We start from the raw sequence: 15,963 nt of genomic DNA, 5'->3' as shown, positions 1-15,963 counted from the left end.
CGTTCGCTGTGCTCACTCATGTCAGATGTCATCCTCGTCGAAGGTCGGGCGGACGTCGCGGGCGAACATGATCTCGTCGTTGCTGGTGCCGGCGGCGACCATCGGCCAGACCATCGCGTCCTTGCCGACCACGAAGTCGATCACCACCGGGGCGTCGTTGATCTCCATGGCGGCGGCGATGGTCTTGTCCACGTCGTCCGCGTTCTCGCAGCGCAGACCGACGCAGCCCAGCGCCTCCGCGAGCTTGACGAAGTCGGGGATGCGGTGCTTGTGGGTGCCGAGCTCGGTGTTGGAGTAGCGCTCGTTGTAGAACAGCGTCTGCCACTGCCGGACCATGCCGAGGTTGCCGTTGTTGATGACGGCGATCTTGACCGGGATGCCCTCCAACGCACAGGTGGCCAACTCCTGGTTGGTCATCTGGAAGCAGCCGTCACCGTCGACCGCCCAGACCACCGTGTCCGGCTTGCCGACCTTGGCGCCCATCGCCGCCGGCACCGCGTAACCCATCGTGCCGAGACCACCGGAATTCAACCAGGTGTACGGCTTCTCGTAGGAGATGAACTGGGACGCCCACATCTGGTGCTGGCCCACCCCGGCCACGAAGATCGCATCCGGGCCGACGATCTCGCCCAGCCGCTTGATCACGTACTGCGGGGAGAGCGTGCCGTCCGACGGCTCCTCATAGCCGAGCGGGTAGCGGTTGCGCAGGTCGTCCAGCTGCGTCCACCAGTCACCCAGATCGGTGGTACGCCCCGCTGACCGCTCGACGGTCACCGCGGCGATCAGCTCGTCGATGACGTGCTTGGCGTCCCCGACGATCGGCACGTCCACGTGCCGGTTCTTGCCGATCTCGGCAGGGTCGATGTCCGCGTGGACCACCGTCGCGTCCGGGGCGAACGAGTCCAACTTGCCGGTGACCCGGTCGTCGAAGCGCGCGCCGAGCGCGACGATCAGATCCGACTTCTGCAGGCCGTAGACCGCGGCGACCGTGCCGTGCATGCCGGGCATGCCCAGGTGCTGCTGATGCGAGTCGGGGAACGCGCCGAGCGCCATGAGCGTGGTGATGACCGGGATGCCGGTCAGCTCGGCCAACTGGCGCAGCCCGTCCGTGGCACCGGCCTTGAGCACCCCGCCACCGACGTAGAGCACCGGCCGGCGGGCGGCGGCCATCAGCCGGGCCGCCTCCCGGATCTGCTTGCCGTGCGGGTGCAGGGTGGGCCGGTAGCCGGGCAGGCCCAGGGTGGGCGGCCAGGTGAAGGTGGTCGGCGCCTGGAGCACGTCCTTGGGGATGTCGACGAGCACCGGGCCGGGCCGGCCGCTGCTGGCCAGGTGGAACGCCTCGGCCAGCACCTGCGGGATCTCCTCGGCGGTCTGGACGAGGAAGTTGTGCTTCGTGATCGGCAGGGTGATGCCCTGGATGTCCGCCTCCTGGAAGGCGTCGGTGCCGATCATCGGTCGGGCCACCTGGCCGGTGATCGCCACCATCGCCACCGAGTCCATGTACGCGTCGGCGATCGGGGTGACCAGGTTCGTCGCGCCCGGCCCGGAGGTGGCGATACACACGCCGACCTTGCCGGTGGCCTGCGCGTACCCGGTCGCCGCGTGCCCCGCGCCCTGCTCGTGCCGGACCAGGATGTGCCGGACGGAGGAGTCGTAGAGCGGGTCGTACGCCGGCAGGATCGCGCCGCCGGGAATGCCGAAGACGACGTCGACGTCGAGCGCCTCGAGGGACCGCACGAGCGAGCCGGCCCCGGAGACCTGGGCCGGAGCGGATGACCGTACCGCCGGGGCGGCCGGGGTGGCCGCGGGACGCGCGGCGGCCGGGTCGACGTCGACTGTCGGGTCGGCGGCCGCGCGGGCCCGGCGGGCGGAGTGGGCGAGGGTCTCGGGCGTGGGTCTCGTCATGGCGGTTCTGGCCTTCGGCTGGAGTGGCTGGTGGCTAGTCAAGCGATGCGACACGGGCGGGGCCCGCCTCGCCAGGTTCCGATGGCAATAAAAACGGCCCTCGTGCAGATGCACGGGGCCAGCGCACTCTCAATGAGGGAGAGTGCGCTCAGGTAAGTACTCGCAGCGACCGGTACGACGACATGCGGCTAAGCCTGACGCATCTCACGCGATGAGTCAACTGCTCCCACATGTTGGTCAACGGACGTCGGCGCGTCGCCCGACGACGCGCCATCGGCAGGCGGCGTGACCTGTGCGTACCCACCCGGGACCCGGCGTGGCGCGGGCGGTGGCGCGGACCGCGCGCCCGGTGACGTGGCCGCCTCCAGCATCGCTTCCAGGTGCTCGGCCGGCACTCCCCAGCCGAAGAGCGCGCCCTGGCCGAACCGGCAACCGGCGGCCACCACCGCGGCCAACTCGGTCGGCGCGGTCACCCCCTCGGCGATCACTTCCAGCCCCAACTGGTGGCCCAACCGCATCACGATGTCGACCATCGGGGCGAAGGCCGGGCCGTCCCGGTCGACCGGCCGGACCGGCTCGTGCTCGGCCACCAGGCTGTGGTCGATCTTCAGGATGTCGATCGGCAGCCGGCGCAACTGCCCCAGCGACGAGTAGCCGGCCCCGAAGTCGTCGAGCGCGATCCGCACGCCGGTCAACCGCAGCGCGGTCAGCCGCCGGATCAGCTCGTCCAGGTCGGTGGCGACCGCGTGCTCGGTGACCTCCAACACCAGCCGCTGCGGCGGCACGTGGTGGGCGCGCAGCGCCTCGGCGACCTGGACCACGTACGCCGGGGCGTGCAACTCGTGCGGGGAGACGTTCACCGACACCCAGACGTCGTGGCCGTCCGCCAGCCACCGGGAGAGCTGGTAGCAGGCCTGGTGCAGCACCCAGGCCCCCAGCGGGGCGATCATGCCGCACTCCTCGGCGAGCGGGATGAACTCGTCCGGACCGACGTTGCCCAGCTCGGGGTGGTGCCAGCGCAGCAGCGCCTCCGCGCCGACCGGCCGCACCGACGGCAGCGACGCCACCGGCTGGAAGGCCAACCGCAGCTCGTCACGATCGATGGCGCCACGCAGCTCGTGCTCCACCGTCGTGCGTCGGCGCAGCAACTTGTCGTACGCGGCGTCGTAGCGTTCGATCCGGTTCTTGCCGCGCTGCTTGGCGTAGCGCAGTGCCAGGTCGGCGTGGCGCAGCAGCAGCTCCACGTCCGGCTCGCCGGCCCACCCGGCCACCCCGATGCTCACCGACAGGAAGACCGGCCCCTCCGGCTCGTCGTACGGCCGGTTGAGCACCCCGAGCAGCCGCTCGGCGACGCGGTCCGCCTCGGCCGGCTGACCCTGCATGAGGACGGCGAACTCGTCGCCGCCCAGTCGGGCGGCCACGTCGCCGGGGCGCAGGTTGCTCCGGAGCCGCCGGCCCACCTCGGCCAGCACGGCGTCGCCCACGTCGTGGCCATGCATGTCGTTGACGTTCTTGAAGCCGTCCAGGTCGAGACCGAGCAGCACGCACGGAGTGCCCGCCGCGGCGGCGGCGTGCAGTGCGCGCAGCAGCCCGCGCCGGTTGGCCAGCGCGGTCAGCGGGTCGGTGTGCGCCAGCTCGCGAAAGTGCGCCTCCCGCTCGACCAGGCGGCCCGCGTACTCCCGGACGTCGCGAAGAGTCAGGTATTGCCGCGCCACCAGGGCGAAGCCCTCCACGCTGGCGGCCACGACGCCCGGCGCGGTGAAGCGACCGTCCTGGGCGAGGTGGTGTAGCGCCGAGGCGGTCATCGCGATCATCGGGGCGATCCCGTACTCGCCGTCCCGATCCATCAGGTCGACCTCGGCCCGCCCCGGCCGGTCGGCCCAGTGCGCGGCGAGCGCGACGGCCAGCAGACCGGCGGCGAGCACCGCCGCGCCGGTCAGCGCCATGGTCGGCCCGGCCTGGCAGAGCCCGGCGCTGAGCCCCATCCCGCCGCAGGTGACCGCGCTGATGCCGAGGCCCAGTGCGGTCAGTCGCCGGCGTAGCGCGGCCCGGAAGATGACTGTCGCCGCGAGGCCGGCTCCGAGCGCGGCACTCACCGTGGCCACCAGGATCGCCGGGCAGGCCATCGGGGTGGCCATGCCGAGCAACCGGGTGGGCTCGGAGAAGAGCACCCAGCCGACGAACCACAGCGCCGCCGCCACGACCAACCCGTCCAGTGCGAGCCGGGCCCGGCCCGCCGCGGTGGCGGCCACGCCCGGCAACCAGAGCAGGCCGGCGGCGAAGGCCAGCCCACTCACCGTCGTGCCGATCGCCACAGCGGTCGCCCAGCCCGTGCGCTGCCCCTGCTCGGCGGCCCAGTGGTGGTGGGCGCTGAGCGCGGCGACCACCCCGGCCAGCAGGCTGAGCAGGGCGACCCCGGCGGCCACCGCGAGCAGCACGTGTGCCGGCCGACGTGGCCCCACCCGCCGCCCGGCGATCACGGTCAGCAGCACGGCGGCGGCAGCGGCGACGAGCCCGCTGAGCGCCGCGACAGCGACCATGCCCGGGGGGATATGCACGCCTCCAAGAGTGCCGGATCGGCGCGCGCCTTGGGGGGCTGGGTGTGCATCTGTTGGGACACGGCGCATACGCGGGAGGGTTGGCGCGGCGATGGTGTCATGCTGGTGGGTATGCCTGAGCTGCGATCGAGGACTTCCACACACGGTCGGACGATGGCCGGCGCCCGGGCCCTCTGGCGGGCCACCGGGATGACCGACGACGATTTCGGCAAGCCGATCGTCGCCATCGCCAACAGTTTCACCCAGTTCGTGCCCGGTCACGTCCACCTCAAGGACATGGGTGGCCTGGTCGCCGACGCGGTCGCCGAGGCCGGCGGGGTGGGGCGGGAGTTCAACACCATCGCGGTCGACGACGGCATCGCGATGGGCCACGGCGGCATGCTCTACTCGCTGCCCAGCCGCGAACTGATCGCCGACGCGGTGGAATACATGGTCAACGCGCACTGCGCGGACGCCCTGGTCTGCATCTCCAACTGCGACAAGATCACCCCCGGGATGCTGCTGGCCGCGTTGCGGCTCAACATCCCGACCGTCTTCGTCTCCGGTGGCCCCATGGAGGCCGGCAAGACGATGGCGATCGAGGGCGTCGTGCACAGCAAGATCGACCTGATCGACGCGATGATCGCCTCCTCGAACGAGTCGGTCACCGACGAGCAGCTCGGTGAGATCGAGCGCTCCGCCTGCCCGACCTGCGGCTCGTGCTCCGGCATGTTCACCGCCAACTCGATGAACTGCCTCACCGAGGCGATCGGGCTGGCGCTGCCCGGCAACGGTTCGACGTTGGCCACCCACGCCGCGCGCCGGTCGCTCTTCGTCGAGGCCGGCCGCACCGTCGTGGAGATTTCCAAGCGGTGGTACGACGGCGACGACGACTCGGTGCTGCCCCGCACGGTCGCCTCCAAGGCCGCCTTCGAGAACGCGGTCGCCCTGGACGTGGCGATGGGCGGCTCCACCAACACGGTGCTGCACCTGCTCGCCGCGGCCCGCGAGGCGGAGATGGACTTCGGGGTCGCCGACATCGACGCCATCTCCCGGCGGGTGCCCTGCCTGGCCAAGGTCGCGCCGAACTCCCCCAATTACCACATGGAGGACGTGCACCGGGCCGGCGGCATTCCGGCGATCCTCGGCGAGCTGGACCGGGCCGGGCAGCTCAACCGGGACGTGCACGCCGTGCACTCCCCCTCGCTGGCCCAGTGGCTGTCCGACTGGGACGTGCGCGGCGGCTCGCCGACCCCGACGGCCGTCGAGCTGTTCCACGCCGCACCGGGCGGCGTGCGTACCGTCGAGCCGTTCTCCACCACCAACCGCTGGTCGTCGCTGGACACCGACGCGGCCGGCGGCTGCATCCGGGACCTGGAGCACGCCTACTCGGCCGACGGCGGGCTGGCCATCCTGCACGGCAACCTGGCACCGGAGGGCAGCGTGGTGAAGACCGCCGGCGTGCCGGACGACTGCCTGACCTTCCGCGGCCCGGCGAAGGTCTACGAGTCGCAGGACGACGCGGTGACCGCGATCCTCGCCAAGCAGGTCGTCGCGGGGGACGTGGTGGTGATCCGTTACGAGGGGCCCAAGGGCGGCCCCGGCATGCAGGAGATGCTCTACCCCACCTCGTTCCTCAAGGGACGTGGGCTGGGCCGGTCCTGTGCGCTGCTCACCGACGGCCGCTTCTCCGGCGGCACCTCCGGCCTCTCCATCGGGCACGTCTCCCCCGAGGCGGCCTCCGGCGGGCTGATCGCCCTGGTCCGCGACGGCGACGAGGTCGTCATCGACATCCCGAGCCGGTCGATCGAGCTGAACGTGTCCGCCGAGGAGCTGGAGGCGCGACGGGTGGCCGAGGAGAAGCGCGACAAGCCGTACACCCCGACCGACCGGCAGCGCCCGGTGTCGGCGGCGCTGCGCGCGTACGCCTCGATGGCCACCTCGGCCAGCGACGGCGCCTACCGCCGCGTCCCGGAGTAGTCACCGTCGATATCGGGGTGTCCGCGTCCACAGGACACCCCGATATCAACGATCTCTGTGCGCCCGGCGATAAGGCGGTCCCTCCATGTCGGCCACGTGGGCTAGCGTGTCGTCGATCTATCCGGGGAGAGCCCCGGATTTCGACGGGGGAAGAGGCGTGTACGTGTCATTGTGGAAGAAGTCCGTGACGGTTGCGGTCTCGGCGCTCACCGCGCTCGCTGTCTCCGCGTGCGGCACGACAACCGGCGGATCCGAGTCGCCGAAACAGCCCAGCGTCCTGGAGCTGCTGGCAAGTGACCTGAAGGGGTCGCTGCAGAAGACCGCCGAGGCCACCGACAAGAGCGACTCGGTGACCGTGACGATGTCAGGCACGGCGGGCGGCGAGAAGGTCTCGATGAAGGGCGTCCTGGACCTCGGCGACCCGGTCAAGGCCGAGATGACGACGACGGACGCGAAGGGCGACGCGACGATCGTCCGGATGGTCGGCGCGGTCATCTACGTCGAGATTCCGGCGGAGGACCGCGCGGAGATGGACGGCAAGCGCTGGATGAAGATGGACCTGAGCGCCGCCGGCAAGCAGGCCGGGATGAACCTCGGCAAGCAGTTCGAGGACATCGATCCGACCAAGCAGGTCAAGACACTGCTCGCCACCGAGGGCACAAAGGTGGTCGGGCAGGAGACGGTCAACGGGGCGGCCACCGTCCACTACACCGTCACCACCCCGATGGCGACCTACCTTCAGCAGATCGACGCGAAGCTGCGGGCGGGCGTCGAGCAGCAGATGACCAAGATGGGCGTCAAGGACATCACCACCGACCTGTGGGTCGACGAGCAGTACCGGCCCCGCCGGGCGGCCCTGAAGATGGGCCCGCTGGGTGACCTGGTGATGGACTACACCGACTACGGCAAGGCGGTGACCATCGAGACGCCGCCGACGGCGGAGACCCTCGACTTCGCCGAGATGCTCAAGGGTCTGAAGGACCTGCAGGGTCTGGAGGGTACGACCAGCGGCACCTGACCGGACCATCGTGGCTGCCCGGCCGGCGCGAAGGTCCGCGCGGGCCGGGCAGCGCCGTCTCCACAGCCGGCCAAACCACTTAGCGCCGGCTTGGGTCGGCGGCCAGGATCGCGTTTTTCAGAGCCCGGAAACCGGACCGGTCTCCGAGCGTTCGGCAGGGGTGGCCGCAGTGCCCACGTGAGGGTCCATCGGGCTGTCGGCTCTGACCGAATCGACCCGCCGTACGCCAGGGGCAATCGGTCGACCGGGCCTGTGCGGTGCAGGGATAAGCTGCGACAGGAAAGTCTGGGTCTCCGGATCATCCGAGAACAGAAGCGTGCCTCGAAGCCCTCTGGTGAGTAGAACCTTGTACGTGTTTCGGATCAGCCGGTCCGCGTTCCTGGCGATGATCCTGCCCTCACGATTCACGATCGCCGGGTCGCACGACTTTGCCGGATCGGAGACGAATCGGCCATCGCGCACCACGAGGTCCTTGCCGATGATCACGCCCGACCAGTCGTACTCGAACCCCTGGGCGGTGTAGATGCAGCCTATCTGCCCGAACCCGCGCGGATCCGTGGCCCAGTAGGCGCTGGTCGGAATACCTTTGGGCGGATAGTCGTCGTACGCGTTCCACGGCCTTGCCCAGGACTCGATGCGGACGTCGGTCACGAGCCGGCCGTTCTGCGCCCGATGGGTCCACGGCCAGCAGAACCCGGCCGAGATCCTCGCCGTCTCCCCCCGATCTTGGCATCCCCGCAGGATCGTCTCCATCTCCTCGGGAGAATCCACCAGGGCGAGCCGGAACCGTTCGTCGCCCTTCCAGCGGTACGGAGCCGCGCGGGCCAATCCCAACAGGTGCAGCACCCACCTTTCGTAGCGTGGGCTACCGCCGCAGCGGAACTGCGCGCCCAACTCGATCCGGTCGACCTCCAGATCCAACTGACCTGCCGCCTCCGTGATCGTGTCTACGCTGCCCACCTCGTCGGGGCGTACGACCTGGTTGTCATCGAGCAGGAAGACCGGCACCTTGGCGGCCTCGATCAGCTCCTGCACCTGGGGCTTGCTGCCCTGCCGCGACCCCTTGGTCGACCGTGCACGAATCCGGTGCGCCTCGTCGCAGATGAGCACGTCGAGCTTGTCAGGAGTGGCATCCATGAAGTCCATGAAGTAGCTGAACAACGGTCTGGTGCGCTGCGCAGGATCCTTCGGTTGACGCCGCGCGTACTGCTGGAGGGTCCGGGTGAATGCCCGCGAACCCGTGGCGTGGGCAATCTGCCGTTCCTTGCGGGCCAGTTCGGCAAGCAGGTTGAGCCCGATCGCGCTCTTGCCGCTGCCCGGTCCTCCCGAAATGATCACGACTCGCTTGCCACGCCCATCCTCGGCCCAACGCACCCCTCGCAGCACCAGCTCGTATGCCGCGCGCTGCTCGTCCAGCAGGGGGAAAACCGCCCGGTTGGTCACCTCATCCGCCGCGAGGGACAGCAGTTGCCTGCTCTGCCGAATTGGGCTGCTCAGCAGCCGATACGCAGCCTGTGGATGCCGCACTCGATGGAACTTACGCTCGAGATAGGCAGAGAACTGCTCAGCCTTGTCCGGGGTCCACACCATGCTCTGGTAGCTGCGCTCACGCACCAGGTCCGGGATTTGGTCGCGCTTGGCGTTGTGCAGGTAGGCCATGCCGTGCACGGCGTTAGGCCACTCCCTTACCTTCTCGACATAGTCAAGGAGGTACGCGCAGTACGCCTGCACCTGCAGGGCGGGATGCAGTTGCGGTTGTTCAAGGTGTTTGACGCGCAGAACGCTCCCGTCGTCGTCGTACCGCGAAGCCTCGCTCCACTGCTTCAGTTCCACCACGAGGTACGTCGCCCGCATCGTCAAGGGTTCGGCTCCGGCGAGGATGACGTCGATCCGCCGGCTACTGCGAGGAAGTTGGTACTCCACGAGCGCGTCGAGATTGCCGTATCCCAGCGCACACAAATGCCGGGCAAAGACTGGCAGGCTGTTACGCCAGGAGCGCCGCTCGGGCTCGTTCACCTTGTATCCGGAGGCGGTGAGATAGGCCGCCAACTCGTCGTCCAGTCGTTTGTCGTCATGCAGCGCGACGATCTGAGCTGGTGTGGTCTGGAACGCCAGCACTCACAGGCCCCCGAGGCACGAAGATCTCGTGCGGTGGGGGCGTGTCCTGCTCGGGAAGCCCGTCGATCCGCTGAACTGGCAGTCACAGTATCGACGTGGCGAGACTTCCCGCTACCCGGCTTCGGCGTCGAACCTGATCTCCGGGGCCCGCCGGACTCGCACCAGCCCACGCAGGTACTCCCGCGTTTCCGGGTCGGTCGCGTACAGCACCGTGCCGCGCATGCCCCGGGTCAGCAACACCTTGTAGGTGTTGCGGATCAGACGGTCCACTTCCCCGTCACCAACGGATTTGCGGCTACGGATCGCCGAGTCCTTCGACTCCTCGCGGCGGGTCACCAAACGACCGTCCCTTGCCACCAGATCGGGGCCGATGATGACCCCCGACCAGTCGTACTCGAAGCCCTGGGCGGTGTAGACGCAGCCAACCTGGCCGAAGCCGTTCGGATCGGTGGCCCAGAATGCGCTCCCCGGCGCCTCTCCGACACTGCGTTCGCTCCGGACGTTCCACGGTCGCGCCCAGTCACCGATCGTCACGTCCGGCACCAACGTGCCGTCAGGTCTCGGATCACTCCAGGGCCAGCAGTAACCGGCCGACATCCTGGCCGTGCCACCCAGTGCCTGCCGCTCGGCGAGGTACGTCTCCATCTCCTCCGGCGATTCAGCGACCCGTACGTCGAACCGGCCGTCGCCGGCCCAGACGGACGGCTCGCCGCCGTCGAGGCCGAGCAGATCAAGAACCCACTCCTCGTACGCCTCGCTGCCGCCGCAGCGGAACTGGTCGTGCAGGGAGACCATTTCGACCTCCACACCGAGCTTCTCCGCGAAGGCGGAGATGACCTCAACGCTGCCCAGCTCACCCGGCTTCACCACCTGATGCTCGTCGAGCAGGAAGACCGGCACCCGGGCGAGTGAGATGAGTTCTTCCAACTGCGGGCGGGCGACATCCCGGCGGGCCTTCGGTGTGTAGCGGTTGACCGACGTCTCCCGTACCCGGTGCGCCTCGTCGCAGATCAGCACCTCGATGTCGTTCGGGTCTGCGTCCATGAAGCTGTTGAAGTACTTGAAGAGGCTCTGCAGCCGGGTCGATCCCCGGCCGGCATAGCGTCGCAGTGTCTGGGTGAAGGACCGCGAGCCGGTGGCGTGCAGCACCGGTCGACCCCGTCGGGCCAGCTCCCCGAGGAGCGCGAGGGCGATGACGCTCTTGCCGCTACCCGGCCCGCCTGCCACCACCACGGCACGCTTGTGGTTCGCCGTCCGGGCCCGCTCGATCGTGTGCATCACCAGCTCGTACGCCACATGCTGCTCATCGAGCAGAGTGAAGTGCGAGCGCTCCTTCAGCTCGGCGGCGGCATATGCCAGCAGATGCCGGCTGGGGCGCACGGTGCTGGTCAGGAATCGGTCCGCCGGGCCGGCTCCCGAGGCGGGTGCGAATCGGCTGCGCAGGTAATCGAGCCACTGTCCGCGACGCTGCCCGGTGAAGATCCGGCTCTGCTCGCTGGACGCTCGGTCGAGCAGGTCGGCAACGTCACGATCCACCGCATTGTGCAGGTAGGCGGCACCCCTCAACAGCTTCTGATCGCGGCCGAGTACGCCCAGGAAGTCGTTGAGGTAGCGACAGTAGTCCTCCACCTGAATACCCGGATGCAGGCGTGGACCATGGACCTGCTCAACAGCGACGAGAGTTTCGGAATCCTCGAAGGCCGTGGCATAGGACCACTGTTTGAGTTCGATGACGAGGTAGGAGTCGTCTCCGGTACGTGCATCCACACCGGCGAGCACCGCGTCGACGCGTCGGCTGGTCAACGGCAGTTGATACTCGACCAGTACCTCGACCTCGGCCAAGCCCGCGTCGGCGAGATCCTGAGCGAGCACCGGGAGACTACGTGCCCAGGACCGCTTCTCGGCGGGACTGACTCCGTGACCTCCGTGGCGGGCCCGCTCGGTCAGCACCTCGACGAGGGTGCCTTCGGTGGCGAGACGCAACAGACCAGCAGCAGACGTACGGTATGCCGACATCGACAGGTGCCCCCGGGCAGCACGAAATGATCGTGCGGATGGGGGGCATATCCGTGCACCGGAAGCCCGTCGGACCGCCTTACTGCCACGACTTTAACGGGAAGATCAACCAACTGCTACGACCGTGGCGCCTTCGCCGCGGAGCCTCTGGCGATTTCCACCGGGTAGCGCCGGGCAGAGTCCGCCAGTTTGTCAATCGCCGCTTCCACCAGGTCGATATCGAGGACGTCGGCGAGCCGGACGAGATAGATCATGACATCGCCGATCTCGGCGCGCACCCGTGCGCCAGCCTGCGGGTCCGCCATCACCTGGGCAGCCTGCTCCGGCGTCAGCCACTGCAGCTCTGCCAGCAGTTCGCCGACCTCGCCGGAGAGCGCCATCGCCAGATTCTTCGGTGTGTGGAACTGCTGCCAGTCGCGTTCCTCGGCGAAATGCCTAAGTTGATCGGTGAGCCGGGCGACACCTGCCGCGGATCCTGCATCCGATTGGCTGCCCATAGCTGAGATCCTCACTTGGCAGGGTTCGATCTTCTCGTCATTGTCGCCCACACCGAGCGAGGCCAAAACCGAGGGCAGGGCGGGGGTCGCCGGCTCAGGAGGGCGCCCACGGGCCGCTGATGAACTGGCCGTTCTCGTTGAACGGGCTGACGTTGGGCAGGCAGCCGCCCAGGTCGATCGTCTGGGTCATCATGACCGGGCCGGGCTTGCCGGGTCCGCCGCACTTCATGTGCGCGAAGCCGAGAAAGTGGCCGAACTCGTGGTTGATCACGCCCGCGTGGTACTCGTCGATGGTGACCGGGTATCCCGGCGAGCCCTGGAGCCAACGCCGCAGATTGATCATGATCGTCTTGCCGTACTTGCAGGAGTAGACCCCCTCGGTGTCGACGCCGCTCGCACCGCACAGCCGGTCCACCGTCCTTGGTGTGGCGAGGCGGACATCGACGTCGACGCGGGAGGTGCTGACCCGCTGGAAGGACCACGACGCCCGGCTCAGATTCACCGCGTCGTTGGTGACCGGGTACTGTGCGGAGCTGGCCCACCCGTTCGGCGCCGCCAGCACCTGCTCGATGCTCTCGGCGAACTGGGTCGGCTTCCAGGCGGGGATGTCACCCCAGGCGATCCCCTTCTCCACCGAGACGCTGTAGCGCACCCGTTTCTTGCCCTTGCCGATCACGCGACCGGTGCCGGAGGCGGTGGTGAAGGTGCCGGCAGCCCTGATGGGAATCTCCGCGTCGGTCGGGATCCGCGGAGTCGGGCTGGAGCTCGGCGTATCGCTGGGGCGCGGCTCACTCCAATCTGCGCGCCCGGTTTCGGCACCCCCGGACGCCGGCGCTGACGCCAGACCACAGGCCGCGGTCGCCATCACCACCGCCAACGAGGTCGGCACGAGCAGCCGTCCGTTGATCCGCACGTGGCAACCTCCAGAAATCGATCACGGTCAGGTGGGCAACCGGAAGGCTACGTCACTGGAGGTAAGGAAAAGGTCAGGATGATCGGCATCGATACCCGGCCACACCTCGGCAGAGCGGACACCATCTCCCGTTCCGCAACTACTTTCCGTGGCCGTCACCTGACACCGGGACGGTTCGCCGACACCGATCGGAATGGCGGCCACGACGAGTGCCTCTGCCGTGCCGCTGAATCCCCACCCCTGCCGATGTCTTCGAGGCGGCCGGGGGGGTGAGAGGTGGTCGGGCGTCCTTTGCTCTGCACCCGCGGGTGCGACGGCTACTGTCCGCGACCGGTGCTTATTGGGGTGCAGAGCAAAGGAGGGCGACCTGTGCACCGCCACCGGGGCAAGACGACGGCCGGCGATCAAAGTCTTGCCTGGCCGGCCGGCGCGCTGACGCGACGGCGTTGACTTCCTGATCAGACGCGATCCTGGGGCATCAGTGGATGTCGTTGACGCAACGCAGCACCGGGCCGGTGGTCAAGGGGTCCAACGCTCCGGACGGCCGGCGCTCGATCAGCAATGAAGCCCTATCGCAGACCGCTCAGGTCGCGGGTTCGAGCGAGGAGGCGTACCCCGTCGTCGTCGTGCCGGTGCACGGCGCAGCCGGCGCGGGTGAAGCGCACGGTGAGTGCCTGCCCGGCGTGCCGGGCGGCAAGCCGCAGCAGATCCGGTTCGGGGTCGGCGACGATGCCGCACGCCCTCGACCAGGGCAAGGGAATGGGTGTCGCCGGGTCGATCGGGGCGGCCCCGGCGACGGCGTCGCTCAGACATTCCCGGCACCAGGCGAGGGCGGCAGCCAGACTGGGCCGGTAGGGCAGGTCGTCGGGGAGGACGGCTGCGTCGCGCGGCTTCACCTCGACCGACCAGCGCAGGCCGTCGGCCAGCAACGGGTCACCGGTGTGGTGCCGCAGGTCGCAGACGGCCACCACGAGGGCCAGGTCGAGGCCGACGGCGAGCCGCAGCAACTCGGGCAGCGGCGGCGCATCGGGAGGTGCCGCCACCACGATCAGGCGACCCGCTGCGCTGCCCCGTCCGACGCTGCGCACGTGCTCCCTCACCGGGTCGGCGCCGGCCCAGGGCAGGGTGACGTACCCGTCGCGCAGGTTCCGGTCGAGGTCGTGCCCGCCGTCGGCGTCGCGGAGGTCCTCGGGTCGCGCGCCGAGGACAGCAGCCCAGGAGCCGAGCCGGTAGGGGTCGGGGAGCTGGACGACGGGCCGACCGTTGGGCTGAGTGGCGACAAGTGGGGCAACCTCGGGCGTGCCGGCCTGCCAGGTCAGGTGCACCACCCGGTGCCGCAGGTCGGTGACGGTGACCAGCACGGCCCAGTGCAGGCGGTGGGTGTCGCCGCAGGTGAAGCAGCGCAGCGCCGACGGGCGCAGGCCGGCACCACTGCAGTGCGGGCAGTCGGTGTCGGCGGGGCGACCGCCGAGCCGGCAGTCGCAGGCACGCAGCCGGTTGTGCGGTCGGCAGTCCGGGCAGGGCCGCCATTCGACGGGTCCGCCCAGCCAGGACGGACCGGGCGGTTCGTAGCCGCGGCTCAACGGCACCCGAACCCGACGGACCACCTGACCGGTGGGCTGCTCCGCGAGGATCTCCACCGGCGCGCCGGGGCGCAGGGTGGTGTGCCACCAACGGCCGTCCCGCCAGAGGGCCTGCGCGCCGGGCAGCTCGTCTCCGCGGGCCGGGTCGACGCAGTCGGCGAGGACGCGGCGTTCAAGCTGGTCGACGTCCACGGTCGGGGCGGCGGGTGGGCGCGGCGAGTCGGGGCGCAGCAGGCGGGCGGGGACGGCCAGACCGCGCTCGGCGAGGCCGGTGAGCGCGTCGCCGACGTCGGTGTGGGTCAGCGCTTCCGGCAGGTCTTGCGACCGGCCCGGCGACCTGGACGGCACCGGGGAGCCGGGCACCTCGTACCGGACGGCCCACCCGAACCCGACGCCCTGCCGGCGGGCCTCGACGACCAGGTCGAGCAGCAACAGGTCCGCCAGCGCGCAGAGCCGAGCCAGCCGTGCGGCCGGATCGACGGTGGGCGTGGCGGCGGATCGGCCGAGCACCAGTCGCCAGGGGGCGTAATCAGCCCGCAGGATGGCGTGGGCCTCCAGTTCGTGCCGGCGTGCTGCGGGTAGGTCGGGTCGCCACTGCCGGTCCAGCCACAGTGAAGGCGCGTCGGTGTCGGTCACGACGGCGTCGACGTTGGCGGCGAGTTCGCGTACCCGGGGAGCAAGATCGACCACCCAGTGGCCCGCCGGGTCGCGGTGGGGGTCAAGGCCGCCGGGCACGATCTGCTGGGACGCGACCGCGCCGGTGTCCAGGTTGGCGACGGTGACCACGAGCTGCGCCCGCCGCCGGCTGCGCCGCTCGCAGCGATAACAGGGGTACGCGACGGTGCCCGCGCCCCGACACTGCTCGCAACCCCGGTACGCCTCCCGTGGCGGACCGGGGACGTCGGCGTCGGCGAGAAAGCGGTCGCCGTAGGTGGTGCACCGGCACGGGTCCAGCGTGAAGGTCATCCCGTCGCAGTCGGGGCAGGTGACGACGGGCGCGCCAGTCACCGGGACCGCCGGGTCGTGCAGTCACCGTCGTGCTCGATGCGACGCACACACCGCCGACCGCCGTCGAGCGGCAGGTCACAGAAGACCCGATGGTGTACGCCCTGAGCGTCCTCGGCGGACACCGTGGTCTCACCCGAGTCCACCTCGGACAGGAAACTCAGGGAGCGGGCCAGGGTGCCGGCGAACTGCTGGGCAGCCGGCAGATCGGCGGCGGTGAACGGCAGGTGCGCCACCCAACGAGGGCTCATTGGACGGCCGTCGGCTCAGCTCGAAGAAACGCGCACATACCTTCTCCTCACTGACGGATTAGTTGAACTATCGGGCGACAGACGGGAATTGCGCGGTCATCGCCTTTGTCGGACCCATCTTGTAAGGTCAGAGGCACTAT

Annotated in this window: 10 protein-coding genes; 2 read left to right on the top strand and 8 right to left on the bottom strand. The window is 69.5% G+C overall.

Translation table 11 applies throughout. From position 1 onward, the window contains the following. Positions 1–21: 21 nt before the first annotated feature. Positions 22–1,905 carry an acetolactate synthase large subunit gene (locus AB0B57_RS19970; protein WP_357071521.1) on the bottom strand — a complete coding sequence of 628 codons (1,884 nt, stop codon included), beginning with the start codon at positions 1,903–1,905 and terminating at the stop codon, positions 22–24. A 188-nt stretch (positions 1,906–2,093) separates the two neighbouring features. After that, positions 2,094–4,463, bottom strand: a complete 2,370-nt coding sequence (locus AB0B57_RS19965; protein WP_357071518.1) for a bifunctional diguanylate cyclase/phosphodiesterase — start codon at positions 4,461–4,463, stop codon at positions 2,094–2,096. Positions 4,464–4,574: 111 nt separating this feature from the next. Between AB0B57_RS19965 and ilvD the strand changes: the two genes are divergently transcribed. Both ilvD and AB0B57_RS19955 read left to right on the top strand, forming a co-directional pair. Then, a complete protein-coding gene (gene ilvD, locus AB0B57_RS19960; protein ID WP_357071515.1) occupies positions 4,575–6,422 on the top strand; it encodes a dihydroxy-acid dehydratase in 1,848 nt (615 codons plus the stop codon). Positions 6,423–6,606: 184 nt separating this feature from the next. After that, positions 6,607–7,440, top strand: a complete 834-nt coding sequence (locus AB0B57_RS19955; RefSeq protein ID WP_357071512.1) for a hypothetical protein — start codon at positions 6,607–6,609, stop codon at positions 7,438–7,440. A 117-nt stretch (positions 7,441–7,557) separates the two neighbouring features. On the opposite strand, the gene AB0B57_RS19950 is transcribed toward AB0B57_RS19955, so the two are convergent. The 6 genes from AB0B57_RS19950 to AB0B57_RS19925 all read right to left on the bottom strand — a co-directional run bounded on the left by AB0B57_RS19950 (position 7,558) and on the right by AB0B57_RS19925 (position 15,823). Next, positions 7,558–9,558, bottom strand: coding sequence for a DUF2075 domain-containing protein (locus AB0B57_RS19950; RefSeq protein ID WP_357071509.1), 2,001 nt, complete (start codon positions 9,556–9,558; stop codon positions 7,558–7,560). A 111-nt stretch (positions 9,559–9,669) separates the two neighbouring features. After that, positions 9,670–11,574, bottom strand: a complete 1,905-nt coding sequence (locus AB0B57_RS19945) for a DUF2075 domain-containing protein (RefSeq protein ID WP_357071506.1) — start codon at positions 11,572–11,574, stop codon at positions 9,670–9,672. A 116-nt stretch (positions 11,575–11,690) separates the two neighbouring features. Then, positions 11,691–12,071 (bottom strand): nucleotide pyrophosphohydrolase, encoded by a 381-nt coding sequence (locus tag AB0B57_RS19940; RefSeq protein WP_357071503.1) that lies wholly within the window; start codon positions 12,069–12,071, stop codon positions 11,691–11,693. 94 nt (positions 12,072–12,165) lie between these two features. Next, the gene (locus AB0B57_RS19935) at positions 12,166–12,984 is read right to left on the bottom strand and encodes a DUF3152 domain-containing protein (protein ID WP_357071500.1); all 819 of its coding nucleotides are present in this window, start codon (positions 12,982–12,984) and stop codon (positions 12,166–12,168) included. Between the two features lie 569 nt (positions 12,985–13,553). Beyond that, the gene (locus AB0B57_RS19930) at positions 13,554–15,533 is read right to left on the bottom strand and encodes a hypothetical protein (RefSeq protein ID WP_357071498.1); all 1,980 of its coding nucleotides are present in this window, start codon (positions 15,531–15,533) and stop codon (positions 13,554–13,556) included. A gap of 38 nt (positions 15,534–15,571) precedes the next feature. Then, positions 15,572–15,823: a hypothetical protein gene (locus AB0B57_RS19925; protein WP_357071495.1), complete on the bottom strand. Its 252-nt coding sequence runs from the start codon at positions 15,821–15,823 to the stop codon at positions 15,572–15,574. Positions 15,824–15,963 lie beyond the last annotated feature (140 nt).

It is taken from the genome of Micromonospora sp. NPDC049101, assembly GCF_040648675.1.
Classification (GTDB): Bacteria; Actinomycetota; Actinomycetes; order Mycobacteriales; family Micromonosporaceae; genus Micromonospora.
This window is presented reverse-complemented; position numbering and strand designations above follow the sequence as displayed.

What these genes read in the sequence shown, in the direction of transcription:
- AB0B57_RS19945 (WP_357071506.1), bottom strand. Translation starts at nt 11,574, where the DNA reads ATGTCGGCATACCGTACGTCTGCTGCTGGTCTGTTGCGTCTCGCCACC.
- AB0B57_RS19970 (WP_357071521.1), bottom strand. Translation starts at nt 1,905, where the DNA reads ATGACGAGACCCACGCCCGAGACCCTCGCCCACTCCGCCCGCCGGGCC.
- ilvD (WP_357071515.1), top strand. Translation starts at nt 4,575, where the DNA reads ATGCCTGAGCTGCGATCGAGGACTTCCACACACGGTCGGACGATGGCC.
- AB0B57_RS19925 (WP_357071495.1), bottom strand. Translation starts at nt 15,823, where the DNA reads ATGAGCCCTCGTTGGGTGGCGCACCTGCCGTTCACCGCCGCCGATCTG.
- AB0B57_RS19930 (WP_357071498.1), bottom strand. Translation starts at nt 15,533, where the DNA reads ATGACCTTCACGCTGGACCCGTGCCGGTGCACCACCTACGGCGACCGC.
- AB0B57_RS19940 (WP_357071503.1), bottom strand. Translation starts at nt 12,071, where the DNA reads ATGGGCAGCCAATCGGATGCAGGATCCGCGGCAGGTGTCGCCCGGCTC.